The organism is Sorangium sp. So ce394, from assembly GCF_051474665.1.
Taxonomy (GTDB): Bacteria; Myxococcota_A; Polyangia; order Polyangiales; family Polyangiaceae; genus Sorangium; species Sorangium cellulosum_D.
The window spans coordinates 3,667,094-3,684,302 of record NZ_CP150339.1; the positions used below are offsets into that span (position 1 = coordinate 3,667,094).

At 71.9% G+C, this 17,209-nt stretch carries 10 protein-coding genes; 5 read left to right on the plus strand and 5 right to left on the minus strand.

Annotation, left to right across the window (positions count from 1 at the left end; translation table 11 throughout):
- On the minus strand, positions 1 to 3,942 hold the full coding sequence (locus WMF33_RS13780; RefSeq protein WP_437337570.1) for a protein kinase domain-containing protein: 3,942 nt from the start codon (positions 3,940 to 3,942) through the stop codon (positions 1 to 3).
- Positions 3,943 to 4,199: 257 nt separating this feature from the next.
- On the opposite strand from WMF33_RS13780, the gene WMF33_RS13785 reads away from it, so the two are divergent.
- The gene (locus WMF33_RS13785; RefSeq protein WP_437337571.1) at positions 4,200 to 4,634 is read left to right on the plus strand and encodes a hypothetical protein; all 435 of its coding nucleotides are present in this window, start codon (positions 4,200 to 4,202) and stop codon (positions 4,632 to 4,634) included.
- A gap of 17 nt (positions 4,635 to 4,651) precedes the next feature.
- Here WMF33_RS13785 and WMF33_RS13790 read toward each other — a convergent pair whose 3' ends face one another.
- Both WMF33_RS13790 and WMF33_RS13795 read right to left on the minus strand, forming a co-directional pair.
- Positions 4,652 to 5,092, minus strand: a complete 441-nt coding sequence (locus WMF33_RS13790; RefSeq protein ID WP_437337572.1) for a hypothetical protein — start codon at positions 5,090 to 5,092, stop codon at positions 4,652 to 4,654.
- 315 nt (positions 5,093 to 5,407) lie between these two features.
- On the minus strand, positions 5,408 to 6,973 hold the full coding sequence (locus WMF33_RS13795; RefSeq protein WP_437337573.1) for an AbgT family transporter: 1,566 nt from the start codon (positions 6,971 to 6,973) through the stop codon (positions 5,408 to 5,410).
- A gap of 212 nt (positions 6,974 to 7,185) precedes the next feature.
- Here WMF33_RS13795 and WMF33_RS13800 point away from each other — a divergent pair, with 212 nt between their 5' ends.
- From WMF33_RS13800 to WMF33_RS13815, 4 genes are all read left to right on the plus strand, one after another.
- Positions 7,186 to 12,195, plus strand: a complete 5,010-nt coding sequence (locus tag WMF33_RS13800) for an AAA family ATPase (RefSeq protein ID WP_437337574.1) — start codon at positions 7,186 to 7,188, stop codon at positions 12,193 to 12,195.
- A 113-nt stretch (positions 12,196 to 12,308) separates the two neighbouring features.
- The gene (locus WMF33_RS13805) at positions 12,309 to 12,977 is read left to right on the plus strand and encodes a methyltransferase (RefSeq protein WP_437337575.1); all 669 of its coding nucleotides are present in this window, start codon (positions 12,309 to 12,311) and stop codon (positions 12,975 to 12,977) included.
- A 17-nt stretch (positions 12,978 to 12,994) separates the two neighbouring features.
- A complete protein-coding gene (locus WMF33_RS13810; protein ID WP_437337576.1) occupies positions 12,995 to 13,810 on the plus strand; it encodes a class I SAM-dependent methyltransferase in 816 nt (271 codons plus the stop codon).
- A gap of 77 nt (positions 13,811 to 13,887) precedes the next feature.
- Positions 13,888 to 14,664 carry an SAM-dependent methyltransferase gene (locus WMF33_RS13815; RefSeq protein WP_437337577.1) on the plus strand — a complete coding sequence of 259 codons (777 nt, stop codon included), beginning with the start codon at positions 13,888 to 13,890 and terminating at the stop codon, positions 14,662 to 14,664.
- Between the two features lie 87 nt (positions 14,665 to 14,751).
- On the opposite strand, the gene sfnG is transcribed toward WMF33_RS13815, so the two are convergent.
- Both sfnG and WMF33_RS13825 read right to left on the minus strand, forming a co-directional pair.
- Positions 14,752 to 15,897, minus strand: coding sequence for a dimethylsulfone monooxygenase SfnG (gene sfnG / locus WMF33_RS13820; RefSeq protein ID WP_437337578.1), 1,146 nt, complete (start codon positions 15,895 to 15,897; stop codon positions 14,752 to 14,754).
- A gap of 32 nt (positions 15,898 to 15,929) precedes the next feature.
- Positions 15,930 to 17,111, minus strand: coding sequence for an acyl-CoA dehydrogenase family protein (locus WMF33_RS13825; RefSeq protein WP_437337579.1), 1,182 nt, complete (start codon positions 17,109 to 17,111; stop codon positions 15,930 to 15,932).
- Between the last annotated feature and the right edge of the window lie 98 nt (positions 17,112 to 17,209).

A 17,209-nucleotide genomic window follows, 5' to 3' on the forward strand; every position in this document is an offset into this window, starting at 1 on the left:
CTACCCGGGCGGCGCGCCGTCCTGCTCGTCCAGCCACGCGCGGGCGAGCAGGAGCGTGCGGGCGTTCTCGGGCACGTTGTCCAGGAAGCTCGCCCGCCACGCCGCGTTCGCGATCTTCGCCGCGCGCTCCAGGAGCCGGCCGCGGGCGATCGCGATCGCCCGGCGAGCCTCCACGCGCTCGCCGCACGCCGCGAGGGCCTCCGCGCGCACCAGGTAGATCTGCGACTCGCCCTCCTCGAGGTGGCCCTGCGAGGCGATGATCGGGGCGGCGAGCTCTGCGGCCTTGTCCGCCGCCTCGCGCGCCCCTTCGGCGCGCCCCGCGGCGAGCAGCGCCCCCGCGAGCGTGCCCAGGGCGCACGGCATGAGCGGCGGACACTCGGCGAGCAGCTCGCAGCCGCGGCGCGCCTCCGCCTCGGCGCGGGCGAGATCGCCCGCCAGGCGGGATGCCTCCGCGAGGTAGACGTAGGTGCCGCCCTCCATGCGCCGGTCGCCCGACGCCACGAACGACCGCAGCGAGTCGTCCAGCAGAGCGCGCCCCTCGTCGAGAGCGCCGAGGTGGACGAGCGTGCGGCCGAGGTTCTCCTTCACGAAGGCCGCCATGTGCGGCATGCCGAGCCGCTCCGTGTCGGCCAGCGAGGCGCGGAGCAGGCGCACGGCCTCGGCGTACGCGCCGATCTCGTTGCAGAAATGACCGGCGTTGCCGCGCGCGATGCAGGCGTTGCGCATGTCGCCCGCCGCCTCGTAGCAGCTCACCGTCGCTTCCCCGAGCTCACGCGCGGTGCCGACGTCCCCGGCCACGATCGCAAGGTGCGTGCGCAGCCGCAGGACCGGCGCGGCCACGGTCGGGTCGTGCCGGAAGCGCTCGAAGGTCGCGTCGATCCGGCGGCAGAGCGCCTCGGTCTCGTCGCTCTGGCCCATCATATAGTGCAGGGCCAGCGCCGCCTGCGCCATCGAGATGAGCACGGGCCCGGTCACCGTCTCCTCCGACCACCGCGCGCACAGCTGCCTGGCGAGCGCGATGACCGCCGCGGCGCGCCCCGCCATCTGGAAGGTCCAGAGCGCCACCCCCGTCGCGCGGCTCCACCACGCGCTCCCCTCGGGCAGCGCCCGCATCGCCGCCGTCGCGTGCTGCTCGGCCGCCGCGCTCTCGCCCCGGAAGCGGCACGCCTCCGCCCGGATCGTCTCGAGCTCGCCGAGCGCCTCGCCGGCCGCGCCGCACGCGACCGCGCGCTCGGCGCGCTCGAGCGCCGCCGCGTAGTCGTTCCCCCCGAGCGCCTGCTCGGCCGCCCGCCGGTAGCACCCGATCGCGCGCTCCAGATCGCCGCCGCGCTCGAAGTGCGTGGCCAGGACCATCGCGTCGGTCTCGCCGGCCTGGGCGAGCCACGCGCCCGCGAGGCGGTGGCCGAGCCGCCGGTCCTCGTCGGTCAGCATCTCGTAGGCCGCCTCGCGCACGAGCGCGTGCCGGAAGGCGTACTCCACCTCGCCCTGGAACGTCGACTCGTGCAGGCGGGAGATGAGCTCGCTGCGCGCGAGCTCCGCCAGGCAGTCGTCGAGGAGCGCCTCGTCCGCCTCGGGGCCGAGCAGCGCGCGCGCCGCGCCGCGCCAGAACGCGCCCCCGAACACGCTGCCCGCGCGCAGCGCCCGCCGCGCGTCCGGCGCCAGCCCCTCCAGGCGCGACTGCGTCATCGCGAGCACCGTCTCCGGGACGCCGCCGACGTGGCCGTCCGCCGCGGCGCGCACGAGCTCCTCGAGGAAGAACGCGTTGCCGCCCGAGCGGTCGACGATGCGGGCGACGTCCTCCGCGTCGAGCCCCCCGAGCGCCTCGCTGACGAGCTTCTCGCACGTCTTCCGCGACAGCGCCGTGAGCCGCAGATCCGTCAGCGCCCGCTTGGTCCAGAGATCCGGGAAGGCCTCGCGCACCTCGGGGCGCGCGAGCGCCAGGACCATGAGCCGCTCGCCCTCGAGCAGCCGGAGCGCCGCGTCGACGTACTCGACCGTGGGTCGGTCGCCCCAGTGCAGGTCCTCCAGCACGAGCACGAGCGGCCGCACCCGGCACTCGGCGCGCACGAGCTCCACCCACGCCGCCTGCATCTGGTCGCCCATGAGCTTGGCGTTTTGCCGCGCCGCCCGGAGCAGCACGTTGTCGTCCTCCGGGAAGGGCGTGCCCGCCATCTCGCCCAGGAACTCGGCGACCTGCCGCCGCAGCGGCTCGGGGACGTGCTCCGCCACGCGCGCGGCGAGCTTCTGCCGCCGCGCGTCGAGCGGCTCGCCGTCGAGCAGCCGCGCCGCCCGCCGGACCACCTGGCCCAGCACGCCGAACGGCGCGCCCTCGCGCATCGGGTCGCCGCGCGCGATCCACAGCTCGAACGGCTCGCCGCGGGCGGCGAGGCGCCGCATCAGCTCGTGGCGCAGGCGCGACTTGCCCACCCCGGCCTCGGCCGTGACCAGCACCGCGCGGGCCTCGGACTCGGCCACGCACTCGTCGAACGTCGCCTGGAGGAGGAGCAGCTCGCGCTCCCGCCCTACGCACCGCGTCGGCTTCCCGAGCAGCTTGCGCGCCTCGTCCGCGGGCTCGCGCTCGCCGACGAGCGCGAGCCCCGCGCCGTCGAGGGACACGTCGAAGCGCTCGCCGAGGAGATCCGCGGTCATCCGGTCGAGGAGGACGGGGGCCGCGCCGGCCGAGCTCGCCGCGAGCAGCGCGCTCGCGCGGTCGATGACCTGCCCCATCGGCTGCGTCTTCTCGAGCTCGTCCCAGCCGGTCGTGAGCGCGACGCGCGCGTGCGGCAGGAGGTCGCGGAGGGCGAGGGCGCAGCGCGCGGCGTTCACGGCGAGATCCGTCGGCGAGCCCGAGCCGGCGAGGACGGTCGCGAGGGAGCCGTCCCCGAGCAGCTCGAGCTGCGCGCCGTGCCGGGCGGCGACCTGCCGGAGCGCCTGCGACGTGTTGAAGAGCGTGCTGAGCAGCGGGGAGTCGCTGAGCGAGGCGGTGAGCTCGCAGGAGTCGGCGCTCGCGGGGAGCTGGCCGCCGCCGGGCGCCTCGGACGCGAGGATGACGCTGACGAGGCGCCGCTCGCGGCGCGTCAGGCCGGCGACCGAGGCGGGCGCGGTCGAGGACGACCCGGCGACGAGCTCGGCGAGCGCGCGCAGCTCGTCGACGGCGGCCCGCGCGGCGGGGCGATCGCCCGGCCGCTTGGCGAGCAGCCGCGCCGCGAAGGCGTCGAGCTCCCGCGGCAGCCCGGCCACGAGCGCGCTCGGGCGCGGGGCCTCCTCGAAGACCACCCTGGCCAGCAGGGCGAGCGGGTGCGGCGCGGCGAAGGGCGGCCGGCCGGTCAGGCAGGCGTACAGGACGCACCCGAGCGAGTAGACGTCCGCGCGGGCGTCGACCTCGCAATCGCCGATGATCTGCTCGGGCGCCATGAACGACGGCGTGCCCACCGTCGCCCCGGTGCGCGTCAGCGACGACGTCGCGTCCTCGAGGCGCGCGAGGCCGAAGTCGACGATCGTCGCCCGCTCGATCTCGCCGCCCGGGAGGAAGATGTTCTGGGGCTTGATGTCGCGGTGGACGATGCCCTGCGCGTGCGCGAACGCGAGCCCGTCGGCCACCCGGAGAAGGAGCCTGAGCGCGGCGGTCGGCTCCAGCCGGCCCCGGGAGATCCGCGCCCCGAGGTCTTCCCCCTCGAGCCACTCCATCACGAGGTAGAGCTCGCCGTCCGGCGTCGTCCCGTGGGCGACGTACCGGACGATGCTCGGGTGCGACAGGGCGGCGAGCGCGCGCGCCTCGCGGGCGAACCGGCTGCGCTTCTCCTCGGTCGGCTCCCGCAGCACCTTGATCGCCACCGGCGCGCCGCTCTCGACGTCGCGCGCGCGGTAGACGGTCCCGAGGCCGCCCTTGCCGGCCTGCCGCTCGATCGTGTAGCGCGCCCCCAAGCGCTCCCCCGGTATCATGCGCGCTCGAGTATCTCACGGAACGAGGGCGTGTCCGCCAGCGGCGTTCGGCGTTCGACGGCCGCGCGCCAGCGCGGCCGACCCTCGCCGGGGCCGCGGCGAGGCCTGATCGGCGGCCATCCGCCCTCCTGAGCTCCGTGAATCGTGTCGCGCCGCCGTTGCGCGCGCCTCGCGAGGCGATCGCGCGGCCCACGTCCCGTGCCGGGCGGGCGCTGTGCTACAACGTAAGCAACGCCTGCCGTGAAGGAGCGTGCGCCATGGGGAACGCGTGTGTTCAAGCCCTCGCCGATGCGATGGATCTCGGTTCGCTGCTGCAGGAGGTCCGGGATCGACATGGCGAGTTCGAGCTCCTGGCGCACTGGACGCAGGGCGAGTTCCACCACGACGTGGTCCTCCGGATCCATCGCTTCGCGCCGCTGCCGGGTCCGGTGCTCGTCGTGAGCACGAACTGCAACGGCGGGGTCAAGGAGGTGCTGTGCTTCGGCGAGGTCCCGGACCGCTATGCCCTCTGGCACCATCGCTGCCCCGAGGTCCCGGAGTTCTCCGGCGCGCTGCCGCCCATCGCCGCGCAGGCCCGGACGTCGCATTACTTCGACCCGTGCGAGCTGCTCGCGGCCGACGCGCGCAGCGAGCTGCGCGCCGAGTTCCGCGAGCGCGACGTGGGGGGCGGCTGGCGCCAGCGGTGCGGATAGCTGGCCGGTGAGGCCGCTCAGCGGCGCTCTGCGTCAGCGCCCGTCGCGGCCTCCCCCTCCGCGCGGGCCGTGCGGAAGGCCGCGTCGCGCCGCCACGCCTCGCGCGCCGCCTCGCCGGCCGTCAGCCCGCGGGCGCCCGCGGCCGCGGCGATCGCCTTGCGGAACCGCGCCCCGGCGCGGCGGTACTCGAGCGTGACGAGCGTCAAGCAGAGCGCGACGAGCAGGACGTCGCGCGGGTTCGGCGCGGGCAGCGACCAGGCGAGCCACCCGGTGGCGAGGGCGAGCAGCGCGCCGCACAGCTCCCAGGACTCGGAGCGCTCAGCGCCCTGCGCCTCCGCTGCGGCGGTCAGCGCGCGCGCGACCGAGGGTGGCGGCTCGGCGTCCTTGTCGGCGGGCGTACACCCCGTTGCGTTAGGAACGACCGAGCCGCCGCCAGTCAGGAGGGGCGTCGAGGACACCACGACAGCGTTCGTTGCCGCACCGCGATGCATTGAGCTCATACCAACACCCTCCTCGCTTTGCCGTCCGGCCCTGCATACCGTCCGCGCTTGCATATCGCGCGCCGTCGGCTAAATACGCGAGCCCACGTCGTTCTTGCGGCTGAGGCCGCATCGCGTGCGCATCTGTCGCGCCGGGCACGCAATCGATGCGCGTTCGTCGAAATCTCGGCCGCGCCGGGGCGCACCGAAGGCGCAGAGGTGGGGGCGCGTGGCTGCGCCCTCTCCGCCGCGCGCGCGGCGGAGAGGGCGGCGCGGCCCGGGGGGCGCAGGCGCTCAGGGGTAGACGTAGGGCGCGTCGAGCCCGAGGGGGAGCCCGAGCTGCCAGTAGGCGAGGAGGAACAGGCTCCACGCGACGAGGAACGTCATGGAGTACGGCAACATCAGCGCCATGAGCGTGCCAATCCCGGTGCCCTTCACGTATTTCTGGCAGAAGACCACCACGAGGGGGAAATACACCATGAGCGGCGTGATGATGTTCGTCACCGAGTCGCCGACGCGGTAGGCCGCCTGGGTGAGCTCCGGCGAGATGCCGATCGACATGAGCATGGGCACGAGGATCGGCGCGAGCAGCGCCCATTTCGCCGACGCGGAGCCGATGAGGAGATCCACCGCCGCGGTGAGGACGATGATGCCCACGATGGTGACGGCGCTCGGGAGCGCCATGGCCTTCAGCGCCGCGGCGCCCTTGAGCGCCAGGAGCGCGCCCAGGTTCGACTTGTTGAACAGGTGGATGAACTGCGCGGCGAAGAAGGCCATGACGAGGTAATAGGCCATCGTGCCCATCGTCTTGCTCATCCCGCCGATCACGTCGCGGTGGCTCGTGAACGTGCCCGCCGCATAGCCGTAGACGAGGCCGGGGATCAAAAAGAACAGGAAGATGAGCGGCACGATCGCGTTCATGAGCGGCGCCGCGCTGATCGTGAGCTGACCGCCCGGCGCGCGCAGCGGCGACGACGCGGGCGCGCTCGCCGCGACGAGCAGGCCGATGCAGATCGCCATCGCCGCGAGGCCCGCCCAGAGCGCCCTCGCCTCGCGCGGCGTGAGGTCGGCGACGCGCGGCTCCTGCTCCGGCGCGACGTCGACGGCCATGCGGGCGACGCGCGGCTCGATCACGCGGTCGGTGATGAGCCAGCCGAGCCCGACGATCAGCAGGCATGAGGCGCTGGAGAAGAACCAGTTGCAGAGCGGGTTGACCGTGCGCTTCGGATCGAGGATGCCGGCGCCGGCCTGGGTCAGGCCCTGCAGCAGCGGGTCGATGCCGGAAGGGATGAAGTTCGCGCCGTAGCCCCCGGCGACGCCCGCGAACGCCGCGGCGATGCCGGCGAGCGGGTGCCGGCCCGCGGCCTGGAAGACGACGGCGCCGAGCGGGATGACGAGCACGTAGCCGGCGTCGGCCGCCGTGTGGCTGACGACGGCCACGACGAGCAGCATCGGCGTGAGCAGCGCCCTCGGCGTCACCGCGAGCAGCTTCTTCAGGCCGGCGTTGATGAACCCCGAGTGCTCGGCGATCCCGACGCCGAGCAGGGCGACGAGCACCACGCCGAGCGGGTGGAACCCCGTGAAGGTCGGGACCATGCTCGCGAGAAATTCGGTAATGGCCTTGCCCGAGAGCTGGCTCTGGACGACGAGCGGCTGCTTCGTCCTCGGGTCGATCTCGCTGAACTGGAGCGGCGCGAGCGCCGCGGACAGGGCCATGACCGCGGCGGTGAGCACGACGAAGAGCAGGGCGGGATCCGGGAGCTTGTTGCCCGCCCGCTCGAGCGCGTCGAGGGCGCGGCTCGCCCGTCCCGCCCTGATTTCGGGCGGGACCGGGGCGAGCTCGGATGGCTGGTTGGACATGCCGCGCATGGTAAGGCGATTCACGCTGCGCGTCGCCAGTTTCGTAGCGGACGGCTCCAGGCCGTCGCAGTCGAACGTGCTCGCGCGCGCGCCGTTGCGACGCGGCCCGACTCCACACCTCATTCCGTCGTCTCTTCAAACAGGGCTGCTCAACAGGGCAGGTGGAACTCAAGCGTTCGGCTGCTGTACGATGGCCCAGAGGGGCTCATTACATGCTGATTCTTCAGGACTACACTGCCACGGAAAAGATCTACGAGGGCATCACGTCCGTTCTTTATCGTGGTCACCGCAACGCGGATCGGCTGCCTGTCGCGGTGAAGCTCCTCAAGAGCGAGTACCCGGATCCGCGAGAGCTCGCCAAGATACGGCACGAGCACGCGCTCATGCGGGACCTCCGTGTCCCGGGCATCCCCGTGGTGATCGAGGTGGGGAAGCACGGGAACGGCCTCGCGCTGATCATGGAGGACAGCGGCGGGCGGTCGCTGAGCGACATGATGCGGTCGCAGCGGCTCAGCCTCGCGTCGGCGCTGCGCATCGCGGCGTCGGTCGCCCACATCATCGACTCGGTCCACCAGCGCCACGTCATTCACAAGGACGTCAAGCCGCACAACATCCTCGTCGACCCCGAGACGATGCAGGTCAAGCTGATCGACTTCGGCATCGCCACGCGGCTGTCGCGCGAGAGCCAGGCCGCGCTGGCGCCGGAGGCGCTGGAGGGGACGCTCGCGTACATGTCGCCCGAGCAGACCGGGCGGATGAACCGCGTCGTCGACCACCGCAGCGATCTCTACTCGCTCGGCGTCACCCTCTACGAGATGCTCACCGGCGTGCTCCCGTTCCAGGCGAACGACGCGATGGAGCTCGTGCACCACCATATCGCGAGGAGGCCGGCGCCGCCGGCGGAGGTGAGCCCGCAGCTCCCCCAGATCGTCTCCGATATCGTGATGAAGCTCCTCGCCAAGACCGCCGAGGCGCGTTACCAGAGCGGCGCCGGGCTCAAGGCCGATCTCGAAGAGTGCCTGAGCCAGCTGGAGGCGACCGGCGAGATCCAGCCGTTCGCGCTCGGGCGCTCCGACCGCGTCGGCGAGCTCCGGATCGTCCAGAAGCTCTACGGTCGAGAAGAGCAGACGGCGACGCTCCTCGCCGCGTTCGACCGCGCGAGCCGGGGCGCGGTCGAGCTCCTCCTGGTCTCGGGCGAGGCGGGCGTGGGCAAATCCGCGCTGGTGCAGGAGCTCCACAAGGCGATCGCGCACCGCCGCGCGTACTTCATCGAAGGCGCGTTCGAGCAGATCGGCCGCAGCACCCCGTATGCGACCGTGGCGAGCGCGCTCCGGAGCCTCGTCCGGAGCCTCCTGGCCGAGCGCACGAGCGCCCTCGAGCTCTGGAAGGAGAGGCTGCTCGAGGCGCTCGGCCCGAACGGCCAGGTGCTCCTCGACCTCGTTCCCGAGCTCGCGCTCGTCATCGGCCCCCAGCCGGCCGTGGCCGAGCTCGGACCTACCGAGTCCCAGAACCGGTTCAACCTGGTGTTCCAGAACTTCCTCCGCGTCTTCGCGACGCGGGAGCACCCGGTCGTGCTCGCGCTCGAGGACCTCCAGTGGGCGGACGCGGCCTCGCTCAAGCTCATGTACGCGCTGATGACCGGGCCGGGCACCGCGCATCTCCTCGTCATCGGCACGACCCGGGAGGGCGAGATCGCCGCGGCCCACCCGCTGCGCCTGCTGGTCGACGCGCTGCGGAGCGCGAGCGTCGCCGTCCACGCGATCGCCGTCGAGCCGCTCCCACGGCCCGCCGTCGCTCAGCTCGTCGCCGAGGCGCTGGACTGCGCGGCGGAGCAGGCGGCGCCGCTCTCGGAGGTCGTCTTCGACAAGACCCGCGGCAACCCGTTCTTCGTGAGCCAGTTCCTGAGGTCGCTCCGCCAGGACGATCTCCTGCGCTTCGACGCGCGCTCCCGCTCCTGGACATGGGAGCTCGCCCCGATCCAGGCGATGCAGATGACGGACAACGTGGTGGCGCTCATGGCGGGCAAGCTCCAGCGGCTCGCGCCGGACACCCAGCGCGCCCTCATGCTCGCGGCGTGCCTCGGCCACGAGTTCGAGCTGGAGGTGCTCTCGGCGATCTGCGATCGATCGCGCCGGGACACGGCCGGCGATCTCTGGGAGGCCCTGCGCGACGGGCTCATCCAGCCCACGGGCACCGAGTACCGCTTCGTCCACGCCTCTTCCCGCGGCGACGCGGCGGACGACGTGCCCTCGACCAGGTTCAACGTGTCCTACCGGTTCTTGCACGAGCGCGTCCAGCAGGCCGCGTACTCGCTGCTGGACGACGAGCGCCGGAAGGCGGCGCACCTCCGGATCGGCAGGCTGCTCCTCTCGAACGCCGGCGCGAGCCCGCGCGACGACGCCCTGTTCGCCGTGGTCCACCAGATGAACCTCGCCGTCGACCTGATCTCCGAGCCGGGCGAGCGCGCGGAGCTCGCCAGGCTGAACCTGGCCGCGGGGAGGAGGGCGAAGGCGGCGAACGCCCACCAGGCGGCCGCCGGCTACCTCGCGGTCGGGGCGTCGCTGCTCGGCGAAGAGGCGTGGGCCCGCGACGGCGAGCTGATGTTCGCGCTCACCGTCACGCTCGCCGAGTGCGAGTACATGTGCGGTAACTTCGATCGCGCCGAGTCGCTCTTCGATCTCCTGCTGTCCCGCGCGAGCTCCACCCTGGAGCGAGCGCAGGTCCACGACCTGCGGATCGTCCTCTACCTCACCCTGTTCAAGGTCGCGGACTGCATCAGCGTCGGGCGCGCGGGCCTCGCGCTGTTCGGGATCGAGCTGCCTCGCTCCGAGGAGCAGTACCAGGCGGCGCTCGACGCGGAGCTCGCGGAGGTGCCCGTCAACCTGGCGGGCCGGCGGATCGAGGACCTGGCCTTCGCCCCGGCGCTCCGGGACCGAGAGGCGCTGATCGTCCTGAAGCTCCTGACGAACCTCTCCTCGCCGGCGTACCTCACCGACGCGAGGCTCGCGGCGCTGGTCACGGCGAAGCAGGTCAACCTCTCGCTCCGGCACGGGCACTCGGAGGTGTCCGCGTTCGGCTTCGTGCTGTACGGCCTGTACATGGCGGTGCTGCGCGATCGGTACGACGAGGCGCGGCGGTTCGGGCGGCTCGGCATCGAGCTCAACCGGAGGTTCGACAACGTCGAGCTGGCCTGCAAGATCCACTTCACGTTCGGCGTCTACGCGCATTTCTTCTCCCCGCTGCGCGAGACGGTCGAGCACCTCCGGAGCGCGCTCGAGGCAGGGATGGTGTCCGCGGACTTCGCCTACCTCTCGTACACGTGCAACGCGATCGCCATGGCCCGCCTCGGCCTCGGCGATGAGCTCGCGTCGGTCAGGAAGGAGATCGACCGATTCCTGGGCCTGATGGCGCGGACCAAGAATGCCCTGTCAACGGCCTTCCTCTCCATCGCGAGGCAGATGGTCGCCTGCCTCGAGGGGCGCACCGACGGCGGGGCGTCGCTCAGCGACGACGAGTTCGACGAGGCCGAGCTCGTGGCGACGCTCGGCGCGCCGAGCGCGATGTTCACGGCCTTCTGGTATCGCGTGGTCAAGCTGGAGCTCCTGTTCCTGGACGAGGAGTACGCCGCCGCGCTCTCGGAGGCGCTCGCGGCCGAGCGGGCCCTCGCGAGCAGCATGGGGTATGTCTCCACGACCGATCTGTCGTTCTATCTCTGCTTGACGCTGCTCGCCCTGGGCGAGGCCGCCCCGGAGGGGCCGGCGCGGGGCGCGGCGATGCTCGAGGAGCATCACGCGCGGCTCGCGCGCTGGGCGGAGAGCTGCCCGGAGAACTACCGGCACAAGCTCCTCCTGATCGCCGCCGAGCGCTCCCGCGCGTCCGGCGACGAGCTCGGGGCGATGGCGCGCTATGAAGAGGCGATCGAGGCAGCGCAAGAGAGCGGGTTCGTCCGGGACGAGGCGCTCGCGAGCGAGCTTTGCGCGAAGTTCCACCTCGCGAAGGGCAGGCGCAAGACGGCGCGGTTCTACCTGGCGAGCGCGTGTTACGGGTATGTCCGCTGGGGGGCCACGGCCAAGGCGCAGGCCCTCGTGGACAGGTATCCAGCGCTCGCCCTCCAGCCCGCGGCCGGCTCGGGCCGCGCGGACTCGCCGGTGTCCTTCACGGTGTCGAGCTCCTCGACCGCCAGTACCGGTCGCAAAGGGGTGCTCGACGTGACGGCGATGATCCGCGCGGCGCAGGTGATCGCCGGCGAGGTCGAGCTCGACAACGTGCTCGAGCAGCTGATGCGGATCGCCGTGGAGAACGCGGGGGCGCAGCGGGGCGCGCTCGTCCTCGATCGCGGCGAGCGGCTCGTGGTCGAGGCGCTCGCGACCGTCGATCCCGACGCGGTCCGCACGGGCATGACGACGCCCGTCGAGGACAGCGCCGAGATCGCCGTCTCGATCGTGCAGTACGTCGCCCGGACCCGGGAGCCGGTCGTCCTGGGCGACGCGACCGAGGACGCGCGCTTCGCGGCCGACCCGTACATCGTCGCGAGCCGCCCGCGGTCGGTCCTCTGCATGTCGATGATCCACCGGGGCCGGCTCACGGGCGTGCTTTACCTGGAGAACAACGCCGTCAGCAACGCCTTCACGGCGGCGCGGATCGAGCTCCTCGGTCTGCTCCTGTCGCAGGCGGCCATCGCCGTGGAGAACGCGCTGCTCTACGCGCACTTGCAGCACCGCACCGAGGAGCTGCGCGTGGCCGGCGAGCGGCTGGAGCTCGAGCTCGCCGAGCGCGCGCGCTCCGAGCAGACCCGGGCGTCGCTCCAGGAGGAGATCATCCGGGTCCAGAACGACAGGCTGGCCGAGCTGTCCACGCCGCTCATCCCGATCACCGATCGCATCATGGTCATGCCGCTCATCGGGACGATGGACGCCGCGCGCGCCCAGCAGGTGCTGCACACGGCGCTGCAAGGGGTCGACGCGAACAGCACGCAGGTCGTGATCATCGACGTCACCGGCGTCAAATCGATCGACACCGGCGTCGCTGCCTCGCTCATCCGCACGGCGAGCGCCCTCCGGCTGCTCGGCGCGCAGGCGGTGATCACGGGCGTTCGCGGCGACGTGGCGCAGACGCTGGTCGCGCTGGACATCGATTTCGGGGCGATCGTGACCAAGGGGACCTTGCAGAGCGGGATCGCTTACGCGCTGGAGCAGAGCAGGAGGGCTCGCCGTCTGTCCTGAGGGACCGACCAGGACACGACGTCGCGTCTCGCCATCTACAATCGTCCTCGCGCAGGCGCGAAGTCGCGCCTTCTCTCTTGTTGCGGCGCATCTCGTACTTATATGGATGAGGCATGTTGTCGAGCGAACACACTCGACGCGACGCCGAGCTCCGCGCGATCCGCCGCCGGCAGCCGTACGCGATCGACGTCGACGGACTTCGGATCTGGGTCGCACAAGACGTCTTTCCCCCCGATCTGGGCTACTCGCCGCGTCGGCTCGCGGCCGTCCTCGGGCGGTACACGCCTCGTCGCGCCCTCGATATGGGCTGCGGATCGGGGTACCTCGCCCTGGTGTTGAGCAAGAACGGAGCCAGAGAGGTCTGGGCGGTGGACAAGCACCCGCCGGCGATCGCGTGCACGACAGCGAACGTGGCGAGGAACCCGCCGCTCCGGGTCCGCGCGGTGGAGAGCGATCTGTTCTCGTCGGTCCCACCTGGCACGACGTTCGATCTCATCGTGTTCAATCAGCCCTTCTATCCGAGCACGGCGCCGCGAGGCGTGTTCGGCATGAGGCGTGACGGCGGCCGCGCCATCATCGAGAGGTTCTTGATCCAGGCGAGGGGCTTCGTCGCGCGCGATTCCGTCATTCTCATGCCCTTCTCGCAGATGGCGGGAGCAGAGAACGATCCGGGCGCGATCGCGGCGCGGCTCGGGTACACGTCCCGGATCGTGCGCCGCGACGACGACGGGCCTCACGCGCACGTCATCCACGAGATCCGAGCGCGGGGCGGCGCGTCCTGACGCCGACGGGAGAGGCCATGACCGGGTTCGACGTCAGCCGCTATCCGCTCTGCGGTGCGCCGGAGGCGATGCCCGCGCGCCCCCGCCGGCCGCATCGGCTGACCCATAAGGCCTGGGCCCTCGCGTCGCGCCGGTTCGTCCGCAATGACATCCCGCCCATCCTCGACCGGCTGGAGGGCTGCACGAGGGTCCTGGATATCGGCGGAGGAACCGGGGTGGTCGTGCGGCGCATCGCGGAGGCGCTCGGCGGGTGCACGACCGTCGAGCCCGACGCGGCGAGCGCGTCCGCGATCGGGGAGGGGCGAGCGGGCCACAGGATCTGCGTGCTGCGCGGCAAGGCCGAGCGCCTGCCGATCGAGGAGGACACGTTCGATGGGGTCGTATCGACCTGGGTGCTTCACTACGTCGATGACGTCGTGAGGGCCGTGGAGGAGATGATCCGGGTGTGCGACAAGCGCGGGTCGAGGATCTTGATCGTGCAAGGGGCCCCCGACAACGAGATGATCGGCCTGCTGAACAGGAACTGCTGCGCCGTGGCGGGCGACGCGGCGGATCATCAGGGATACCTGCTCGCGACGGCCGCGGAGGTGCTCTTCGGCCGCGGCTTCAGGAGCATCGAGATGACGAGGGTGAACGTCGAGCTCCGCTGCGAGGAGGCCGATCTCGAGGAGAGGATAGCGAGCGCCGCGGAGGTCCTTCAGCGGTTCTGGTACGACCGGCACCCGGCGGCGGAGCTCATGAAGCGGCGGCTCGCAGGCGAGCTGAGGGCCCATTTCACGAGGAAGCCGAGCGCGATCGGCAACGATGGCGTCCTTTTGGCCGCGCGCCGATGAGGTGCCCCGCCGGGGCCGGCCGGCGCGCGGCGCGGAGATGGGCGGAGATGGGCGGAGATGGCAGGAGACGTCAGATGATGAGCGGTTCAGCATCCGTGGGACGGTTCGCGCACGCGAACGCGGCGCGTATGATCGATTACTGGCTCGGCGGCATTCACTACCTGCCGGTCGACATCGAGGCGGCGAAGGAATACGAGGCCGCGTACGGCGATTTCCGCGGCATCTTCCGCGTCCTGCGCGCGTACATCGGGCGCGCCGCGAGGGCGATCCGCGCGGAGGGGATCGATCAGCTCCTCGTCTTCGGCGCCGGGCTGCCGACCTCCGGGAACGTCCACGAGGCCGTGCCGGACGCGCGGGTGCTCTACACCGACGTGGATCCCATCAACATCGCGATGGGGCAGCGGATCCTCGCCGGCCTGCCGAACGTCGGGTATGCCTACTGCGACGCTTCGGACCTGACCACACTGGACCGGGCGTCGGTCGAGCGCGTGCTCGGGCCGATCCGGCGGCTCGGGATCGTGTTCGTCGGGGTCGCCGCCTTCATCGCCGACGACAAGCTCGTGGCGACGTTCGCGTCGCTCCACGACCTGGCGCCGCCCGGCAGCTTGATGGCGCTCGATTTCGACAGCGAGATGTGCCGCCGGTACCCGCGGATCGTCGCGCTGCTTGAGGCGCCGGGGCTCCGGTTCCACATGCGCGCCCCGGAGGCCATCCGCCCCCTGCTCGGCCCGTGGCGGCTGACGAGCGAGGGGATCACCCCTGTCGGCGCCTGGCGCAATCACGGAGAGGACGCCGACTATCCGCCGTTCATGTACGGGTGCATGGCGCGCCGTGCGGGCGACGAGGACGGCTGATCCGGGGCCGACCGCCCGCGGGGCGCCCGCCCCGCCCGGACCGAGCTCGCCGGAAGGCGCCGGCGCCCGCGCGGGCGCCGGCCGCCCTCAGGCCGCCTTGCGCGCCTCGTCGGCCTCGAGCTCGCGGACGATCGGCAGGACCTTCTTCCCGAACTGCTCCACCTCCTCGAGGTAATGCAGGAACCCGCCCAGCACCAGATCGACCCCGGCCGCCTGATAGGCCACGATCCGCCGCGCGATCTGCTCGGGGGTGCCGATGAGGCCCGTGCGGAAGCCGTCGTTGTACTGCACGAGATCCTCGAAGTTGGAGTTGGCCCACATGCCCTCGCGCTCGGGCGACGCGCGGCCGGCTTGCCGCACGGCGTCGCCGAAGCCGTTCACGGCCTCGACGTCCGCGTGCGCGATGATGTCGCGCAGGACCTGCCGCGCCTCCTCCTCCGTGTCGCGGGCGATGATAAAGGCGTTCAGGCCGAACTTCACGCGGCGCCCCGCCCGCGCCGCGAGCTCCTGGATCTCGCTCACCTGCGCGCGGACGCCCTCGATGGAGTTGCCGTTCATGAAGTACCAATCGGAGACGCGGGCGGCCATCTGCCGCGCTGCCTTCGAGTTCCCCCCCTGGAAGATCTCGGGGTGCGGCTTCTGCACCGGCTTCGGCTTCAGCGTGAAGTCGTTGATCCGGTAGAAGTCGCCCCGCAGCGAGAAGTGATCCTCGGTCCAGATGCCCCGGAGCGCCCGGATGAACTCCTCCGAGCGCCGGTATCGCTCGTCGTGCTCGAGCCACGGCTCGCCGAGGGCGGTGAACTCCCCCTTGAACCAGCCGCTCACGACGTTGACGGCGAACCGCCCGCCCGACAGGTCGTCGGCGGTCGCGCCGAGCTTCGCGAGCACCCCGGGGTGCCACAGCCCCGGGTGGACCGCCGCGATCACCTTGAGCCGCTCGGTCGCGAGCAAGAGCGCCAGGCTGAACGACGTGGACTCGTGCTGGTTTTCGGCGCCGTAGCTCGCCATGTACCGGACCTGGCTGAGCGCATACTCGAAGCCGCTGTCCTCGGCGAGCCGGGCGAGCTTGCGGTTATAGTCGATGCCCCAGTGCGTCCGCTGCTCGATCTTGCTCACCACGAGCCCGCCGCTGACGTTCGGCACCCAGTACGCGAACTTCACGGGGCCGCGCGAAGGCGCCGTCGAGGGCAGCGCGGTCAGCGCGGTAGGCACAACATTTCCGTGATCACTCATGATTTCATTCCTCCAAGCGTGCCCGCGGGGGCTCACTCTCCGCCGGCCTCGAAGAGCTCGAGCGGCAAGCCGACGAGGGATTTGCCGATCCACTCGCGCGCGATGTTGTTGGACGGCCCCATGCCGATCGCGGCGCGCGCATCGCGGAAGGCGCGCTCGAGCGGCCCGCGGCGGTAGCCGTAGCCGCCGCTCACGTCGAGCGCGAGGCGCGCCACCTTGTTGGCCACCTCGGCGGCGTGGACCTTGAACTCGGTGAGCGGCATGAGCAGCTCGCCCTGCGGCCTGCCCGCCGCCTGGAGCTCGTCGAGCTGCTCGGCGAGCGCCGCCTGCCAGGGGCGGAGGCTCTCGACGAGGACCTTCGCCTCCCCGAGCTGCTGGCGGAGGACCTGGTAGTCGGCGAGCCGGCGATCGAAGTCGCGGTGCACCGTGCCGAGCGCGTACTGGGTCACGGTCGCGAGCGCGCCGCGGGCGACGCCGTGCCAGGCGGCGCCGAGCCCGATGAGGTACACCGGCGAGACGCCGTGATAGATGATGTCCTTGCCCTGGCCCTCCGCGCCGAGCCGATCGCGGCGCGGCACGGGCACGTTGCTATAGCGGATCGGCCCGCTGTGGTTGCCGTGCACCCCGAGCGCGTCCCAGCGGCCCGCCTCGATGCCGGGCCGCTTCCCGTCGACGATGAAGAAGGTGATGTCGGTCGGCCCCTTCGCGCTCGGCGTCCGCGTCTGGAGGACGTAATAGTCGGCCTTCCCCGCGCTGGTCGTGAACGACTTCTCGGCGGAGATCAGGTAATCGTCCCCGTCGCGCGCCGCCTCGCTGAAGTTGAACCACCAGTGGCCGCCCGACGCCTTCTCGCTCGTCGAGTAGGTGCCGACGAGCCCTCGCCGGGCGGGCTTGAGCCACCGCTCCTTCTGATCGTCGTTGCCGAAGAGCGCGATCGTCTGCACCGCGCCGATGTGCATGACGTAGACGAGCGCGGTCGACGCGCAGGCGCGCCCGATCTCCTCGGCCGCGATGGCGAACGCCGTGTGGCCCAGCCCGAGGCCGCCGAGCTCTTCGGGCAGGAGCACCCCATTCCACCCCTCGCGCGCGAGCGCGTCGAGGTTCTCGCGCGGGAAGACCCCCTCGCGATCGATCCGCTCGGCGTTCGGCGCGATCACGGCGGCGACAATCGCCCCCACGCGCTCGCGGATCGCTGCATCATCTCGTCTCGCCATGTCTCTCTCCTCATGACGGCGCACGCGCGCCGATCGCTCTTGCCAGGGTCCGGTCCGACGAGCTCCCGTCACGGCGCCGCCCCGCCGCGCGCGCGCCG

Excerpts from the sequence above, each read along its gene's own strand:
- WMF33_RS13780 (WP_437337570.1), bottom strand. The coding sequence starts at position 3,942 with ATGATACCGGGGGAGCGCTTGGGGGCGCGCTACACGATCGAGCGGCAG.
- WMF33_RS13785 (WP_437337571.1), top strand. The coding sequence starts at position 4,200 with ATGGGGAACGCGTGTGTTCAAGCCCTCGCCGATGCGATGGATCTCGGT.
- WMF33_RS13795 (WP_437337573.1), bottom strand. The coding sequence starts at position 6,973 with ATGTCCAACCAGCCATCCGAGCTCGCCCCGGTCCCGCCCGAAATCAGG.
- WMF33_RS13800 (WP_437337574.1), top strand. The coding sequence starts at position 7,186 with ATGCTGATTCTTCAGGACTACACTGCCACGGAAAAGATCTACGAGGGC.
- WMF33_RS13805 (WP_437337575.1), top strand. The coding sequence starts at position 12,309 with ATGTTGTCGAGCGAACACACTCGACGCGACGCCGAGCTCCGCGCGATC.
- WMF33_RS13810 (WP_437337576.1), top strand. The coding sequence starts at position 12,995 with ATGACCGGGTTCGACGTCAGCCGCTATCCGCTCTGCGGTGCGCCGGAG.
- WMF33_RS13815 (WP_437337577.1), top strand. The coding sequence starts at position 13,888 with ATGAGCGGTTCAGCATCCGTGGGACGGTTCGCGCACGCGAACGCGGCG.
- sfnG (WP_437337578.1), bottom strand. The coding sequence starts at position 15,897 with ATGAGTGATCACGGAAATGTTGTGCCTACCGCGCTGACCGCGCTGCCC.
- WMF33_RS13825 (WP_437337579.1), bottom strand. The coding sequence starts at position 17,111 with ATGGCGAGACGAGATGATGCAGCGATCCGCGAGCGCGTGGGGGCGATT.